At 67.4% G+C, this 13,653-nt stretch carries 11 protein-coding genes; 6 read left to right on the top strand and 5 right to left on the bottom strand.

Annotated elements, in window-relative coordinates; translation table 11 throughout:
* Positions 1 to 2: 2 nt before the first annotated feature.
* The 3 genes from IT882_RS03320 to IT882_RS03310 are packed head-to-tail and all read left to right on the top strand — an operon-like array spanning position 3 to position 3,219.
* Positions 3 to 884 carry a branched-chain amino acid ABC transporter permease gene (locus IT882_RS03320; protein WP_195693160.1) on the top strand — a complete coding sequence of 294 codons (882 nt, stop codon included), beginning with the start codon at positions 3 to 5 and terminating at the stop codon, positions 882 to 884.
* Entirely contained in the window at positions 884 to 1,954 is a 1,071-nt protein-coding gene (locus IT882_RS03315; RefSeq protein WP_195693159.1) for a branched-chain amino acid ABC transporter permease, read from the top strand. Before IT882_RS03320 ends, IT882_RS03315 begins: the two co-directional genes overlap by 1 nt.
* Positions 1,951 to 3,219 carry an ABC transporter substrate-binding protein gene (locus IT882_RS03310; protein ID WP_195693158.1) on the top strand — a complete coding sequence of 423 codons (1,269 nt, stop codon included), beginning with the start codon at positions 1,951 to 1,953 and terminating at the stop codon, positions 3,217 to 3,219. The genes IT882_RS03315 and IT882_RS03310 overlap by 4 nt, the downstream gene beginning before the upstream one ends.
* A 102-nt stretch (positions 3,220 to 3,321) precedes the next feature.
* On the opposite strand, the gene IT882_RS03305 is transcribed toward IT882_RS03310, so the two are convergent.
* Complete coding sequence (locus IT882_RS03305) at positions 3,322 to 3,969, bottom strand: GntR family transcriptional regulator (protein WP_195693157.1); 648 nt, start codon at positions 3,967 to 3,969, stop codon at positions 3,322 to 3,324.
* Between the two features lie 158 nt (positions 3,970 to 4,127).
* On the opposite strand from IT882_RS03305, the gene IT882_RS03300 reads away from it, so the two are divergent.
* Positions 4,128 to 6,086, top strand: coding sequence for an ABC transporter ATP-binding protein (locus IT882_RS03300; protein ID WP_195693156.1), 1,959 nt, complete (start codon positions 4,128 to 4,130; stop codon positions 6,084 to 6,086).
* Positions 6,087 to 6,245: 159 nt separating this feature from the next.
* On the opposite strand, the gene IT882_RS03295 is transcribed toward IT882_RS03300, so the two are convergent.
* Positions 6,246 to 8,108 carry a phosphoenolpyruvate carboxykinase (GTP) gene (locus tag IT882_RS03295; protein ID WP_195693155.1) on the bottom strand — a complete coding sequence of 621 codons (1,863 nt, stop codon included), beginning with the start codon at positions 8,106 to 8,108 and terminating at the stop codon, positions 6,246 to 6,248.
* A 116-nt stretch (positions 8,109 to 8,224) separates the two neighbouring features.
* Between IT882_RS03295 and IT882_RS03290 the strand changes: the two genes are divergently transcribed.
* Entirely contained in the window at positions 8,225 to 9,661 is a 1,437-nt protein-coding gene (locus tag IT882_RS03290) for a helix-turn-helix transcriptional regulator (RefSeq protein WP_195693154.1), read from the top strand.
* A gap of 166 nt (positions 9,662 to 9,827) precedes the next feature.
* Entirely contained in the window at positions 9,828 to 10,259 is a 432-nt protein-coding gene (locus IT882_RS03285) for a hypothetical protein (RefSeq protein ID WP_195693153.1), read from the top strand.
* Position 10,260: 1 nt separating this feature from the next.
* On the opposite strand, the gene IT882_RS03280 is transcribed toward IT882_RS03285, so the two are convergent.
* The 3 genes from IT882_RS03280 to glyA all read right to left on the bottom strand — a co-directional run bounded on the left by IT882_RS03280 (position 10,261) and on the right by glyA (position 13,615).
* Entirely contained in the window at positions 10,261 to 11,250 is a 990-nt protein-coding gene (locus IT882_RS03280; protein ID WP_195693152.1) for a DUF4436 family protein, read from the bottom strand.
* A gap of 54 nt (positions 11,251 to 11,304) precedes the next feature.
* Positions 11,305 to 12,192: a bifunctional methylenetetrahydrofolate dehydrogenase/methenyltetrahydrofolate cyclohydrolase gene (locus IT882_RS03275; protein WP_195693151.1), complete on the bottom strand. Its 888-nt coding sequence runs from the start codon at positions 12,190 to 12,192 to the stop codon at positions 11,305 to 11,307.
* 148 nt (positions 12,193 to 12,340) lie between these two features.
* Positions 12,341 to 13,615, bottom strand: coding sequence for a serine hydroxymethyltransferase (gene glyA, locus IT882_RS03270; RefSeq protein WP_195693150.1), 1,275 nt, complete (start codon positions 13,613 to 13,615; stop codon positions 12,341 to 12,343).
* Between the last annotated feature and the right edge of the window lie 38 nt (positions 13,616 to 13,653).

The following is a 13,653-nucleotide window of genomic DNA, read 5'->3' as shown; positions in this document are numbered from 1 at the left end:
GGATGGGAACCTTCGTCCAACTCGTCATCGACGGTCTCTCGACCGGTTCGATCTACGCAGCGCTCGCGCTCGCGATCGTGCTGGTGAACCAGTCGACGGGACTGATCAACTTCGCGCAGGGTGGGATGGCGGTGCTCGCCGCCTACGTCGCCTACACACTCACGCAGGTCGGCGTGCCGCTGATTCTCGCGATCCTCGCTTCGGTGCTGTTCTCGTTCCTCTTCGGAGCGATCGTCGAACGGTTCCTCATGCGCAGGTTCGAAGGCGGTGATCCCGACACCGCCGTGGTTGTGACAATCGGCCTGCTGACCCTGATCACGGGCTTCGTCGGCTGGATCTGGTCGTACAACAACCTGCTCTTCCCCTCACTGTTTCCCCTCGATACGGTGACGATCCTCGGGGCGGTCATCAGCGTCCGCTCCCTCGGCACGATATTCGTCATCGTGGCGATCATGGGCCTGCTCCAGCTGCTGTTCGTGGGATCCAAGCTGGGCCTTGCCCTTCGCGCCGTGGCGGTCAACCCGCAGTCAGCTGCGTTCTCGGGCATTGCCGTTGGCCGAATGCTGATGGTCGGCTGGGGTCTTGCCGCAGGCCTCGGAGCGGTAGCCGGAGCGCTCGTGGCACCCCAGCTGACTCTCACCCCGGGAATGATGGACTCCGCGCTCGTCTACGCGCTGGCGGCCGTCATCCTGGGCGGGCTGTCGAGTCCGATCGGCGTGGTCATCGCCGCGTGGCTCATCGGTGTTCTCGAGAACCTGGCAGCTGTTTATGTGCCGTTCATCGGCCATGACATGAAGATCGCGGTCCCCTTCATCCTGATCTTCCTGGTGCTGCTCGTGCGACCGCAGGGGCTGTTCGGACGCAAGACGGTGGTGCGCGTGTGATGACCTCGACAACCGACTTCGCGTCCTCGACCCGCAACGCCGCCCGCCCCTGGGTGCGGTGGGTCATCATCGCCGCGATCGCCGCCGTGCTCATCGTGGGTCCGCTGATCCTGCCCGAGTTTGCGAACCAGACGGCCGCCCGCATCGGCGTCTTCGCCGTCGCCGTCCTCGGCCTCAATGTCGTGATGGGCTACGCCGGCCAAGTCTCGCTCGGCCAGATCTTCTTCGTGGGCCTCGGCGCGTACGTCACGGCGTACGGCGTCACCCAGGACTGGAACATCATCGTGGTGTTCGCCCTCGCCTGCATCCTTCCCGGCGTCGTGGGACTGATCGTGGCCCTGGCCGCAAGCCGACTCGGTGGCCTCGCGATCGCGATGGTCACGATCGCCCTCCCGATCGTGGGAGTCCCGCTGGCCAAGCGACTCTCGGAGTTCACCGGCGGATCGCAGGGAATCTCGGCGCGCTTCTCGGCAGCACCCGAGTGGACCGGGCTCTACAACGACCAGTGGCAGCTCTATATCGTCATCCTGATCACCGCCATCGTGTTCCTGCTCACGCGAAACCTCGTACACGGCAAGTTCGGTCGGGCGATGGCGATCGTGAAGTCCAATGAGGCCGTCGCGGCATCCATGGGAATCTCGCCCTACTGGTACAAAGTGCTCGCGTTCACGATCGCGTCCATCATCGGCGGCGTCGCGGGATTCATGTACATGGTCGTCGTGCAGTACACGTCGCCCGAGACCATGAGCTTCGGGCACTCCATTTCGCTGCTGGCCGCGATGGTGATCGGCGGCGCGGGAAGCATCGTGGGCTCGCTGCTCGGTGGCGCGTACTACGTCCTCGTTCCCCAGCTGACGAACCTGATCAACCCGAGCATGACGGCGCTCTTCCAGGGCATCATCCTGCTCGCCATCCTCTTCCTCCTTCCCGGCGGCCTTGCCTCCATCCCCCGCGCGGTGCGACGCCTCACCAGGCGCTCGTCTGGATCGGGGCGACCGAGCGGTCCAGCAGGTGCAGAATCCGACCCACCCTCCCACCCATCACCACAAGAAAAGAGGCACAACACATGAGTACTCTGCGCACCAAAGCGCGGGTCACCTCCGTCGTTGCGGGCATCGGCATTGTCGCCCTGCTCGCCGCCGGATGTTCCCGCGGCGGCGACTCCGGCGGGGGCGAAAGCACCGATGGTGCCGTCGCCAACAGCCCCGGCATCACCGACACCACCCTCACGCTCGGCGTCTCGACGCCGCTGTCGGGCGCCACAGCCGGGCCCGGCACGTGCACGGTCGCCGGCCTTGCGGCCTACATGGGTGCACGCAACGCCGAGGGCGGCATCGAGTTCGGCGACGGGAAGACCCGCACGATCGAGGTCAAGTCCTATGACGACGCCTACGACCCGCAGAAGGCCCTCGCCAACTTCCAGCAGATGGTTGCCGACGACGTGTTCGCCGCCACCTCGGGTCTCGGGACTCCCACCAACCGCGCCTGGCGCGAAGCGGCGATCGACGAGGAATTCCCGCAGGTCCTGATCATGACCGGTGACCCGCTCTTCTCCGACCCCGAGGAAAGCCCCTGGCAGCTCGGCTTCGTGCCCGTCTACCAGAACGAGGGCGCCGCGTTCGGCGAGCTGCTGGCGGAGTCCGGTGACCACAAGGTCGCGATCCTTTACCAGAATGACGACTACGGCCAGGGCTACGTCGAGGGCTTCAAGGAAGCTGTCGCGGGCGCCAGCAACATCGAGATCGTCTCAGAGCTCAGCTACGAGGCCACCGACGCCTCGGTGGATGCTCAGATCACCGAGCTCGCTGCCAGCGGCGCAGATGTCTTCTTCAACGCGATGTCGATCACCCCGCTGGTGATCTCTTCGCTGCAAAAGGCTCAGGAGCTCGGATGGCTGCCCAGCTGGTTCCTGCCCTCGAACACCTCCAGCCCGACGGCGATTCTGCAGCCGGGTAACGCCGCTGCTTTCCCGGGCGTCTACTCCGTCTCGTTCTCGAAGGCTCCGGCAAGCCCGGCCTTCGCCGAGGACGAGGATGTCGTGACATTCCTGTCCGACCTCAAGGAGTACGGGGACTACCCCGACCCGCCGGCATTCCCGCACTGCATGTGGAGCTACATGATCGGCGCAACGCTCGAGCAGGTGTTCCAGAACATGACCGAGCCCACACGCGATGACTTCATGCTCCACCTGCGCGAGGTCACCGACTTCGAGGCGCCGCTCATGCTTCCGGGCACGGCGGTCAACACGACGGTCCCCGGCGAGCCGGCGGTTTCGAGCGTGATCGTCCAGAAGTACAACGGCACCGGCTACAGCGACGCAGACAGCATCGGCTGAGCTCTGAATAACCCCCGTGGGGCGGCCCGGATCTCCGGGCCGCCCCACTCTTATTCGGCCGTAACGCGGTGCGCCGGTCGGCGTGGCTAGGCAGGGCCCCGCTCAGTCCAACGTGCGCAAGACCTCAAGCACACCGGCCAGGTGTACCCGCATGGCCGACTCAGCAGCATCGGGATCTCGGGCGAGGACAGCGTCGATGATCGCGGCGTGCTCGTGCACCGAATCCAGACCACGACCCGGATGCAACGCGAGACGGAACTGGTGACGCGCCGACTGCGCGCGAAGACGCTCGAGCAGGACGACCGCGGTCCGGTGGCCGCTGATCTGCTGCACACTCTGGTGCACGGCGCTCTTCAGCTCGGAATAGGCCAGGTGGTTCCCCGACTCGGCGGCGGCGACCATGTCAGCGCGCAGGCGCAGCAGCTGAGCGATGTCGTCCTCGTCGGCGACCTCAGCCGCCTTGCGTGCGCAGAGTGCTTCCAGCCCCATGCGCACTTCCGCGATTTCGATTGCTTCGTCGACGGTGACCGAGCGCACCCGAGCGCCCTTGTTCGGCATCCGTTCAACCAGACCCTCACTGGACAGGGTCAGCAGAGCGTTTCGGACGGCGGCTCGGGACGCACCGAACTGGTCGCTGATATCGGCCTCGATGAGCCGCTGGTGGGGGGCGTATCGTCCGGTCAAGATCGCCTGGCGAACAAGGTTCGCGACATCCTGGTTCGCGGAACCCGCGGTTGACGTCGTCGTCATCGACGTATCCTCCTTGCTTCGACAATACTGTCTGCGACCGGACTGTCGACGGTTTCCTTCACGATCGTGGCGGGGTCCGTGACCCGGTGCCGACGGCGCCTCAGAGGTCTCAGCGCGGAGTACCGTCGTAGGAGCCCCTCCCCCGAATCGAGGTCCCGATGTCGCGCGCTGATACGCGTCCCGCCCGCCGTGGTCGCCGCACTCCCGAGGAGGGGCCACGGGCGACGTTCCGCCAGCTGGTGCCGTTCCTGCTCGAGCACCGCAACGTCCTGATCGTCGTCGCCATCCTGAGCGTCGTCGGGGCAGTTGCGACGCTGGCGCAGCCGCTGCTGGTCGGTCAGGTGATCGCGCAGGTCGAGGAGGGAGGCGGCCTCGGGTTGCTGGTGTGGGGAATCGTCGCACTCGTGGTGGCAGCCTCGGTCATCTCCGGGTTCCAGCACTATCTGCTGCAGCGCACGGGAACTGCCGTGGTCTACTCCAGCAGGCGGCAACTCGTGGCGCGCATCCTGCACCTGCCCATCCGAGAATTCGACGCGCGCCGCACGGGCGACCTCGTTTCCCGTGTCGGGACCGACACGACGCTGCTCTATGCGGTCCTGACGCAGGGACTCGCGGATGCCGTGGGCAACTCGCTCATCTTCGTCGGCGCCCTCGTCGCGATGTCGCTGATCGATCCACTGCTGCTGCTAGCCATCGTGGTCGTGATCGGTCTGTCCATCACCGGTGTCGTGGTGCTCAGCGGTCGCATCCGGCGCGCGACCGGCGAACAGCAGGAGAAGGTCGGTGAACTGGCCTCGTCGGTGGAACGTGCAGTCAGTTCGATCCGGACGGTGCGCGCCGCCGGAGCCACCGAACGCGAGGTAGCCGAGACCACGAGTGTCGCTACTGAGGCGTACGGCGTCGGAGTCCGCATCGCCAAGGTCTCGGCACTTGTCGTCCCCGTCGCCGGGATCGCCCTGCAGGTTTCGTTGCTGGTGGTCTTGGGGGTGGGTGGCTACCGGGTCGCGTCCGGAGCAATCGAGGTGGCGAGCCTCGTCACCTTCATCCTGTTCCTGTTCCTGCTCGTCGGGCCGCTCGGGAGCTTCTTCGGCGCCATCACCTCGGTCAACCAGGCCCTGGGTGCGCTGGGGCGCATCCAAGAGATCCTGAACCTGCCGACCGAGGATGCCGACGACGTGCAGCTCGCGGCATCCGTCGCCGTCTCGTCGACCGCATCGCCAGAGATCGCCGTCGAGTTCCGCGACGTCCGGTTCCGCTACCCCGAAGCCGTCGTCGCCGCTCGGCGTAAGGCCGAGACCGAGGCGCGCGCCGTGCTCGAGAACGCGCACGTCGATACGTCGGCTATCGCACTGCCTGACGGAGCGGGCGGCGCGGGCGAGGACCGCCCGGACACTGCCTCCGAGGTGGTCACCGACGGCGAGGCATCCGACACCGTCGGCGACGTGCTGCGCGGCGTCTCGTTCCAGGTTCCTCGTGGCTCGCGGGTGGCCATTGTCGGGCCCTCCGGCGCAGGCAAGAGCACGACGCTCGCCCTCATCGAGCGCTTCTACGACCCGACCGGCGGCGCGATTCTGCTGGGAGGAACGGACATCCGCGCACTCCCGCGCGAGCAGCTCCGCGCGCAGCTCGGCTATGTCGAGCAGGATGCCCCGACCCTCGCCGGGACGATCGCACAGAACCTGCGCCTCGCGTCGCCCGAGGCAACGGATGCCGACTGCGAGCGCGTCTTGGAGGCGGTGAACCTCACGGAGGTGCTCGAGCGTAGTCCGCTGCACCTGGAGGCTCCGGTGGGCGAGAACGGCGTCATGCTTTCGGGAGGCGAGCGTCAGCGTCTCGCGATCGCGCGCGCCCTGCTGGCGGCGCCCCCGATCCTGCTGCTGGACGAATCGACGTCATCCTTGGACGGACTCAACGAGCAACGGATGCGGGATGCCATCGACGCCGTCGCTGCCGAGCGGACGCTGATCGTCATCGCGCACCGGCTCTCGACGGTCGTCGATAGCGACCTGATCGTCGTGATGCAAAACGGCGAGGTGATCGGCCAGGGAACCCACGGCGAGCTGGTCGAGTCCACGCCGCTCTACCGTGACCTCGCCCGCCACCAACTCCTGGTCTGACTCCACCCCACGCGCGCTCCCCCGCCGAACCCGCCCCAGCGAACCAGCCTCACGAACCCACAGCAACGGCGCGAACCCACACGGTCCTGCGGCCGAAACCGGTGGGTCGGCGCAGGACCGTGTGGGTTCACGGTGACGGGCGGGAGGAGTGCGCCCGGGTCAGGCTGATCTGAGGCGGTAGCGCAGCGCCGCGAGCTCCGCGTTCAGCTGAGCCGGGATGCGTCCGTCGAAGATTCCGAAGAACTCCTCGGTCAGGTCGGCCTCGTGCAGCCACGACGCGGGGTCGACAGCGAACAGTTCATCAAGATCCGCCTGCGGCACCTCAATGCCCTCGAGGTTGAGGTCCTCGACGCGCGGCAGGCGTCCGATCGGGCTGTCCAGCGCGGGAACCTCCCCCTCGACGCGACGGATGATCCACTCGATGACGCGTGAGTTGTCACCGAACCCGGGCCACAGGAATCGGCCGTCCGAGCCCTTACGGAACCAGTTGACCTGGAAGATCCGCGGTGCCCGATCGAAGCGGAGTCGCTGGCCCATCGAGACCCAGTGCCCGAAGTAGTCGGCCATGTTGTAGCCACAGAACGGGAGCATCGCAAACGGATCGCGACGCAGTTCGCCGACCGTGCCCTCGGCAGCGGCGGTGCGCTCGGACGAGATTGTCGAGCCGAGGAAGACGCCGTGCGCCCAGTCGGTTGCCTCGACCACCAGCGGGACGTTGGTCGCCCGGCGTCCACCGAACAGGATCGCGTCGATCGGCACGCCCTCGGGCGCATCCCAATCGTCGGCGATCTGCGGGCACTGGTCGGCGCGAACCGTGAACCGGGAGTTCGGGTGCGCGGCGGGCCGGCCGGATGCCGGGGTCCAGGGATTGCCTTCCCAGTCGATGAGTTCGGCGGGTGCCTCGTCGGTGAGCCCCTCCCACCAGACATCCCCGTCGGGGCGGAGGGCGACGTTCGTGAAGATCGTGTTGCCCCACAGCGTCTCGACGGCGGTCACGTTCGTGGACTCACCGGTACCGGGGGCGACGCCGAAGAACCCTGCCTCGGGGTTGATCGCCCACAGGCGCCCATCCTCGCCGGGGCGCAGCCAGGCGATGTCGTCGCCGAGCGTCTCGACGCGCCATCCGGGGATCGTCGGGCGCAGCATCGCGAGGTTCGTCTTTCCACAGGCCGAAGGGAACGCGGCGGCGAGGTGGTAGCGCTTGCCCTCGGGGCTGATGACGCGGATGAGCAGCATGTGCTCGGCCATCCATCCCTCGTCGCGACCGATGACCGAGGCGATCCGCAGCGCGAAGCACTTCTTCGCGAGGATCGCGTTGCCGCCGTAGCCGGAGCCGTAGGACCAGACCTCGAGCGTGTCGGGGAAGTGGACGATGTACTTGTCGTCGTTGCACGGCCAGGCGACGTCCTCCTGGCCCGGTGCAAGCGGCGCACCGACGGAGTGGACGGTCTTGACCCACGGCGCCCCGTTCGCGATCTCGCGCAGCACGTCGGTGCCGACCCGCGTCATGATGCCGATCGAGGTGACCGCGTACGCGCTGTCGGTGATCTGCACGCCGATGTGCGAGAGGGGCCCGCCGACGGCGCCCATCGAGAACGGCACGACGTACATCGTGCGTCCCCGCATCGACCCGTCGAACAGCGGAGTGATCGTCGCGCGGATCTCAGCGGGAGCCACCCAGTTGTTGGTCGGGCCGGCATCCTCTTCTCGGTCAGAGGCGATGAAGGTACGCGCCTCTGTGCGCGCAACGTCGCTGGGGTGAGAGCGGGCGAGGTAGGAGCCCGGGCGCCACTCGGGGTTGAGCTTGATGAGCTTGCCCTGCTCGACCTGCTCACGCAGCAGCGCCTCGTTCTCGGCGCGGGAACCGTTCACCCAGTGGATGCGGTCGGGCTTCGTGAGCGCGGCGATCTCGTCAACCCACTCGATCAAGGCATCCATTCCCGGGCCGGAGATCGAGGGCAGCTCGCCGGATGCCAACGCGGGCGTCGAGATGCTGGGGCGAGTGATGTCGGCGATGGCCATTGTCTCTCCTGTGTGCGACGTCGTCGGGGGCTGTTCCTCCACTTTCCCGCACACATACTCGCGTTTGAAGACGACTCTGGTCATAAAAAGTTCGATTCTTTCGCTAGCATCAAGGAATGGCTCCCACGAACCTGGAACTGGTCACGCTCGGGCACCGCATCCGTCACGAACGCGTATCCCGCGGCTGGACGCTCGACGAACTCGGTGCCCACGTCGGCGTCGCGGGAAGCCAGCTGAGCCTGATCGAGAACGGCAAACGCGAACCGAAGCTTTCGCTGCTGCAGGCCATCGCGCAGGCGACGGGACTGGAGGTCACCGACCTCCTGGCAGCGGAACCCCCGAACCGCCGAGCGGCCCTCGAAATCGAGCTGGAGCGCGCGCAAGCGAGTCCGGTCTTCCGTACCCTGGGCATCCCGCCCGTCAGGGTCACCAAGGGGATGCCTGACGAGACCATCGAGTCGATCCTCGGCCTGCACCGCGAACTCGACCGCCGCGCGCGGGAGGCGATCGCAACACCCGAGGAGGCCCGGCGCGCGAACACCGAGCTTCGCCTGCGGATGCGCGAGCGAGACAACTACCTCCCCGAGATCGAGAAGCTCGCCGAGAAGCAGCTGGCCGCGGCCGGTCACGTCTCCGGTGCACTCACGCACCGCACGGTGAGCATCATGGCCGAGCGCCTCGGCTTCGAGTTGCTCTACGTCAACGACCTGCCCCAGTCAGCGCGATCGGTGACAGACCTCGAGAACGGACGTATCTATCTGCCTCCGGCATCGATTCCCGGCGGGCACGGACTCCGGTCGATGGCACTGCAGGCGATGGCGCACCGACTGCTAGGACACCAGCGGCCCACCTCGTACGCCGACTTCCTGCAGCAGCGCCTCGAGATCAACTACTTCGCCGCCTGCTGCCTGATACCCGAAACCAACGGCGTTGCGTTCCTTCAGCAGGCCAAGAAGGATCGGAACCTCGCCGTCGAGGACTTCCGCGATGCGTTCGGTGTCACCCACGAGGCGGCGGCGATGCGGATGACCAATCTCATGACGCAGCATCTCGGCATCCGTCTGCACTTCTTGCGCGTTGACGGGTCCGGCGCCATCTCGCGGGTGTACGAGAACGACGACCTTCCGCTGCCGATGGATGTGACGGGAGCCGTGGACGGGCAGATCGCGTGCCGCAAGTGGTCGGCCCGCGCGGCGTTCTCGGAGCAGAACCGCACGACCGAGCACTACCAGTACACCGATACCCCCGCGGGCACGTTCTGGTGCGCGACGCAAACCGGCACGACGGCTGACGGTGAGTTCTCGATCAGCGTCGGCGTCCCCTTCGACGATGCCCGTTGGTTCCGCGGTCGCGAGACGACCAAGCGCGCAGCGTCGACCTGCCCCGATGAGGCGTGCTGCCGCCGGGCCCCCTCGGAGCTCACGTCACGCTGGGAAGGCAAGGCGTGGCCGAGCGCCCGCGTGCACATGCAGATGTTCACCCCGCTCCCCCGCGGCAACTTCCCCGGGGTCGACGATTCCGAGGTGTACGCCTTCCTCGATCGCCACGCCTAGCATCCTGCCCCCTAGACCCCTCGCGCAGTCCGCACGCAGCCCCTGGCGCGAGGGGTCGCAACACGGCGCTAAGAAGCAACTGCCAACGGCGTGTTGCGACCCCTCGCGTGAGACGCATCCAGCACGTCCAGGAATCGAGTCGCGGCATCCGTGGCACGCTGGAGTCGTGCGCGCCTGGCTGATCCGCTTCGTCACCCTCTACGTCTTCGACGTCGCCGTGCTGCTCGTGATCGGTCTGATCCTGCCTCAGGTCTCGGTCGGATGGTCGGCGCTGTGGGCAGCCGTGGTCCTCGCTCTTGCGACGACCTGGGTCAAGCCGGCACTACGACGCTGGCTGGGAAGCCGCGCCGAGCGCTCCAGCCGCGACCTCACACGGACGGGCGCGAAACTCGTTCAGGCCGTGGTCGTGCTCCTCGTCGCCGCAATCGTGTGGGTGCTCGTCGTCGTGCTCTCGGGTGTCAACGTTGCGGGCCTGCTCTGGGGATGGGTGATACCGCCTCTGCTGCTGGTCATCGCGTGGCTCATCTACGACGCCATCGATGACCGCCTCGAAGCTCAGGCGGGTCGCCTCTGGGACGGTGCCCGCCGCCGGTCGTAGCTCACTCGCCTCCGCCGGCCCCGCCACCGTCTGAACCCGCATCGGCGTCGGATCCGTCATCCTGACTGTGAGCGTTGTCGTTCGCCGACTGCGCGGATGCGACGCCATCGGGACCGCTCCGAAGCCAGGCGAGCACGAAAATGACCAACCCAGCGATGAGCGCGGCGATCACCCAGAGGACGATGACGTAATCCACCCAGGACCCGATCGGCGGAGATCCGGGAAGGAAGTTCCGCAGCGGAATCGTGGCGAACAGCATCGCGCCGAACCAGCCGAGCATCGTCGCCTCGATCTTGCGTCGGCCACGGTAGACCGTGATCGCGGCAGTCAGCACCAAGACCGGCGCGATCACCATCAGCGTCAGCAGCACGATGCCGAAGGCGACGGTGGATGCCGCGCGGGTGACCGTGAACTGCACACCGAGCGGCGCGACAGGCCCATCTTCGGTGACCATCGGATCCGTCGCGACAGCCTCGGCCTGAACGCTCCATCCGGGCACCCGACCGTCGACCGAGAGGACGTAGGGAATCGGCACACCCTCGCCGTCGGCGCCCTCGCGCAACGGGACGATCAGGGTCTCGGTCGTGTACCGGTCGAAGGGCCACTGCTCGATGAACCCGTCGAGGGTGAGCGTCACGGTCTCCGTCGCTGCCACCTCGTCGGCGCCGTATTCGATCGTGCGCGACCCGTCAGTCCCCGTGACGAGGACATGAACCGTCTCATCCATCGAGAACTGGTCCGAAGAATAGGAGCCGAGCGGGCCGGGCTTGATCCGCAGCGTCATGTGCCCTGCCGCGCCGTCGATGCTGGCGGGCGTCAGGGTGAGGACGAGCGGGTCACCGGCCCCGCCACTCGAGACCTCCGCGCGTTCGATGCGCCCACCTGCCGCGTACAGCAGGATGACGACGACGTAGAGCAGCACGAGGGCGAGGATGCCGCCGACCAGCGCCGCGCGACGACCGCGTCGTCGCGCGGGAGTCGGGGAGGTCACGGCGCCATTGTGCCAGAGCGACACGACCGTCGCGCGACGCGAACGCCCCCAGCGTCAGCCGGCGAGACGCTCGGCGGTTTCGACGACGTTGGCGACAAGCATCGCGCGCGTCATCGGTCCGACACCGCCCGGGTTCGGGGAGAGCCAGCCGGCGACCTCCGCCACGGCAGGATCGACATCGCCGGCGAGCTTCGCGCGGCCCGAGTCGGTGGTCCCGACGCGAGTCACACCGACATCGAGAACGGCGGCGCCAGGCGCGATCCACTCGGGCTTGACGAGGTGCGGCTGCCCGACTGCCGCGACCACGATGTCGGCCCGACGAACCTGAGCCTCGAGGTCTGGGGTGCGCGAGTGCGTGAGGGTGACGGTTGCGTCAGTTCCCTTACGGGTCAGGAGCAGCCCGAGGGGGCGACCGACCGTGATCCCGCGACCGATGACGGTGACGTGCTTGCCGGCGATCTGCACACCGTGGCGGGTGAGCAGCTCGATGATGCCGGCGGGGGTGCAGGGCAACGGCGCCGGAACGGCGGTCGCGGGGTCGACCCCCAACACGAGCCGGCCGAGGTTCGTCGGATGCAGACCGTCGGCGTCCTTGTCGGGATCGATCAGTTCGAGGATCGCATTCTCATCGATGCCCTTCGGCAGCGGCAGCTGCACGATGAATCCCGTCACGGCAGGGTCGGCGTTGAGGGCTCGGACGGCATCCGCGATCTCGTCCTGCGTCGCCGTCGCCGGGAGCTCGACCGCGATCGAGGCGACGCCGACTTCGGCGCAGTCACGGTGCTTGCCGGTGACGTACGAGCGCGAGGCCCCGTCCTCTCCCACGAGCAACGTACCGAGACCCGGGACGATCCCCCTCTCGGCAAGGGCGGCGACGCGGTCGCGCAGCTCCCCCTTGATCGCGGCGGCGGTCGCGGTGCCATCGAGCAGTTGTGCAGTCATTCGCGTCTCCTGTCGTCATCCCGAAACCTCCGCGTTCCGGGACGGATAACTATGTCGATAGGTATCCTACGGGCGCACGGTCGCCTCATCCAGACCCGGATGTCGTTGCCGGCCGCGCCATCCGAGGCGGGACCGCGCGCGCCCCGCCCTACTGGGACAGGCCCGGGTAGAGCGGGAACGCCTCGGTCAGGGTCGCGACCCGCGCACGCAGGGCATCGACGTCGGGCTCCGGGAGGAGCGCGAGCGCGATGATGTCGGCGACCTCGGCGAACTCCGCATCGCCGAATCCGCGGGTGGCGAGCGCCGGAGTACCGATGCGCAGTCCCGACGTGACCATCGGCGGCCGAGGGTCGTTCGGAACCGCGTTGCGGTTCACGGTGATCTGGATCTCGTGCAGCAGATCCTCCGCCTGCTTCCCGTCGATCACTGCGTTTCGCAGGTCGACAAGCACGAGGTGCACATCGGTGCCAGCCGAGCGCACCGAGATGCCGGCATCTGCGACATCGCGCTGCGCGAGCCGGTCGGCGAGGATCTTGGCTCCGCGCACCGTGCGCTGCTGCCGTTCGCGGAACTCCGGCGTCGCAGCCAGCTTGAAGGCTGTCGCCTTCGCCGCGATCACATGCATCAGGGGTCCGCCCTGCTGCCCCGGGAAGACCGCGGAGTTGATCTTCCTCGCGAGCGCTTCGTCGTTGGTCAGGATGAATCCCGACCGCGGTCCACCGATGGTCTTGTGAACCGTGGATGACACGACGTGCGCGTGCGGCACGGGTGAGGGATGCACGCCACCGGCCACGAGCCCGGCGAAGTGGGCCATGTCGACCCAGAGCAACGCGTCGACCTCGTCGGCGATCTCACGGAAGCGTGCGAAGTCGAGCTGGCGCGGGTAGGCCGACCACCCGGCGATGATCACCTGCGGACGGTGCTCGAGCGCGAGGCGACGCACCTCATCCATGTCGATGAGGCTCGTCTCGGGATCCACACCGTAGGCGACGATGTCGTAGAGGCGGCCCGAGAAGTTCGCCTTCATGCCGTGGGTCAGGTGCCCGCCGTGATCAAGCGACAGACCGAGGAGCGTGTCGCCGGGACGCGCGATCGCGTGCAGCACTGCGGCATTGGCGGTAGCTCCGGAATGCGGCTGCACATTCGCGTACGCGGCGCCGAACAGGTCTTTCGCGCGGGCGATCGCGAGCTCCTCGGCCACGTCGACCTCTTCGCAGCCGCCGTAGTAGCGTCTGCCGGGGTAGCCCTCGGCGTACTTGTTCGTGAGCACGGATCCCTGCGACTGCAGCACCGAGACAGGCACGAAGTTCTCGGAGGCGATCATCTCGAGATAGCCCTGCTGGCGAGCCAGCTCACGGTCGAGGACCTGGGCGATCTCGGGATCGACTTCAGCGAGCGGGGCGGAAAAGAACGAGTCGCTCATGGCGTTCGGCTCCTTGGGGCGGGCGGGGCGGGGACGAC

It is taken from the genome of Microbacterium schleiferi, from assembly GCF_015565955.1.
GTDB classification, from domain to species: domain Bacteria; phylum Actinomycetota; class Actinomycetes; order Actinomycetales; family Microbacteriaceae; genus Microbacterium; species Microbacterium schleiferi_A.
This window is presented reverse-complemented; position numbering and strand designations above follow the sequence as displayed.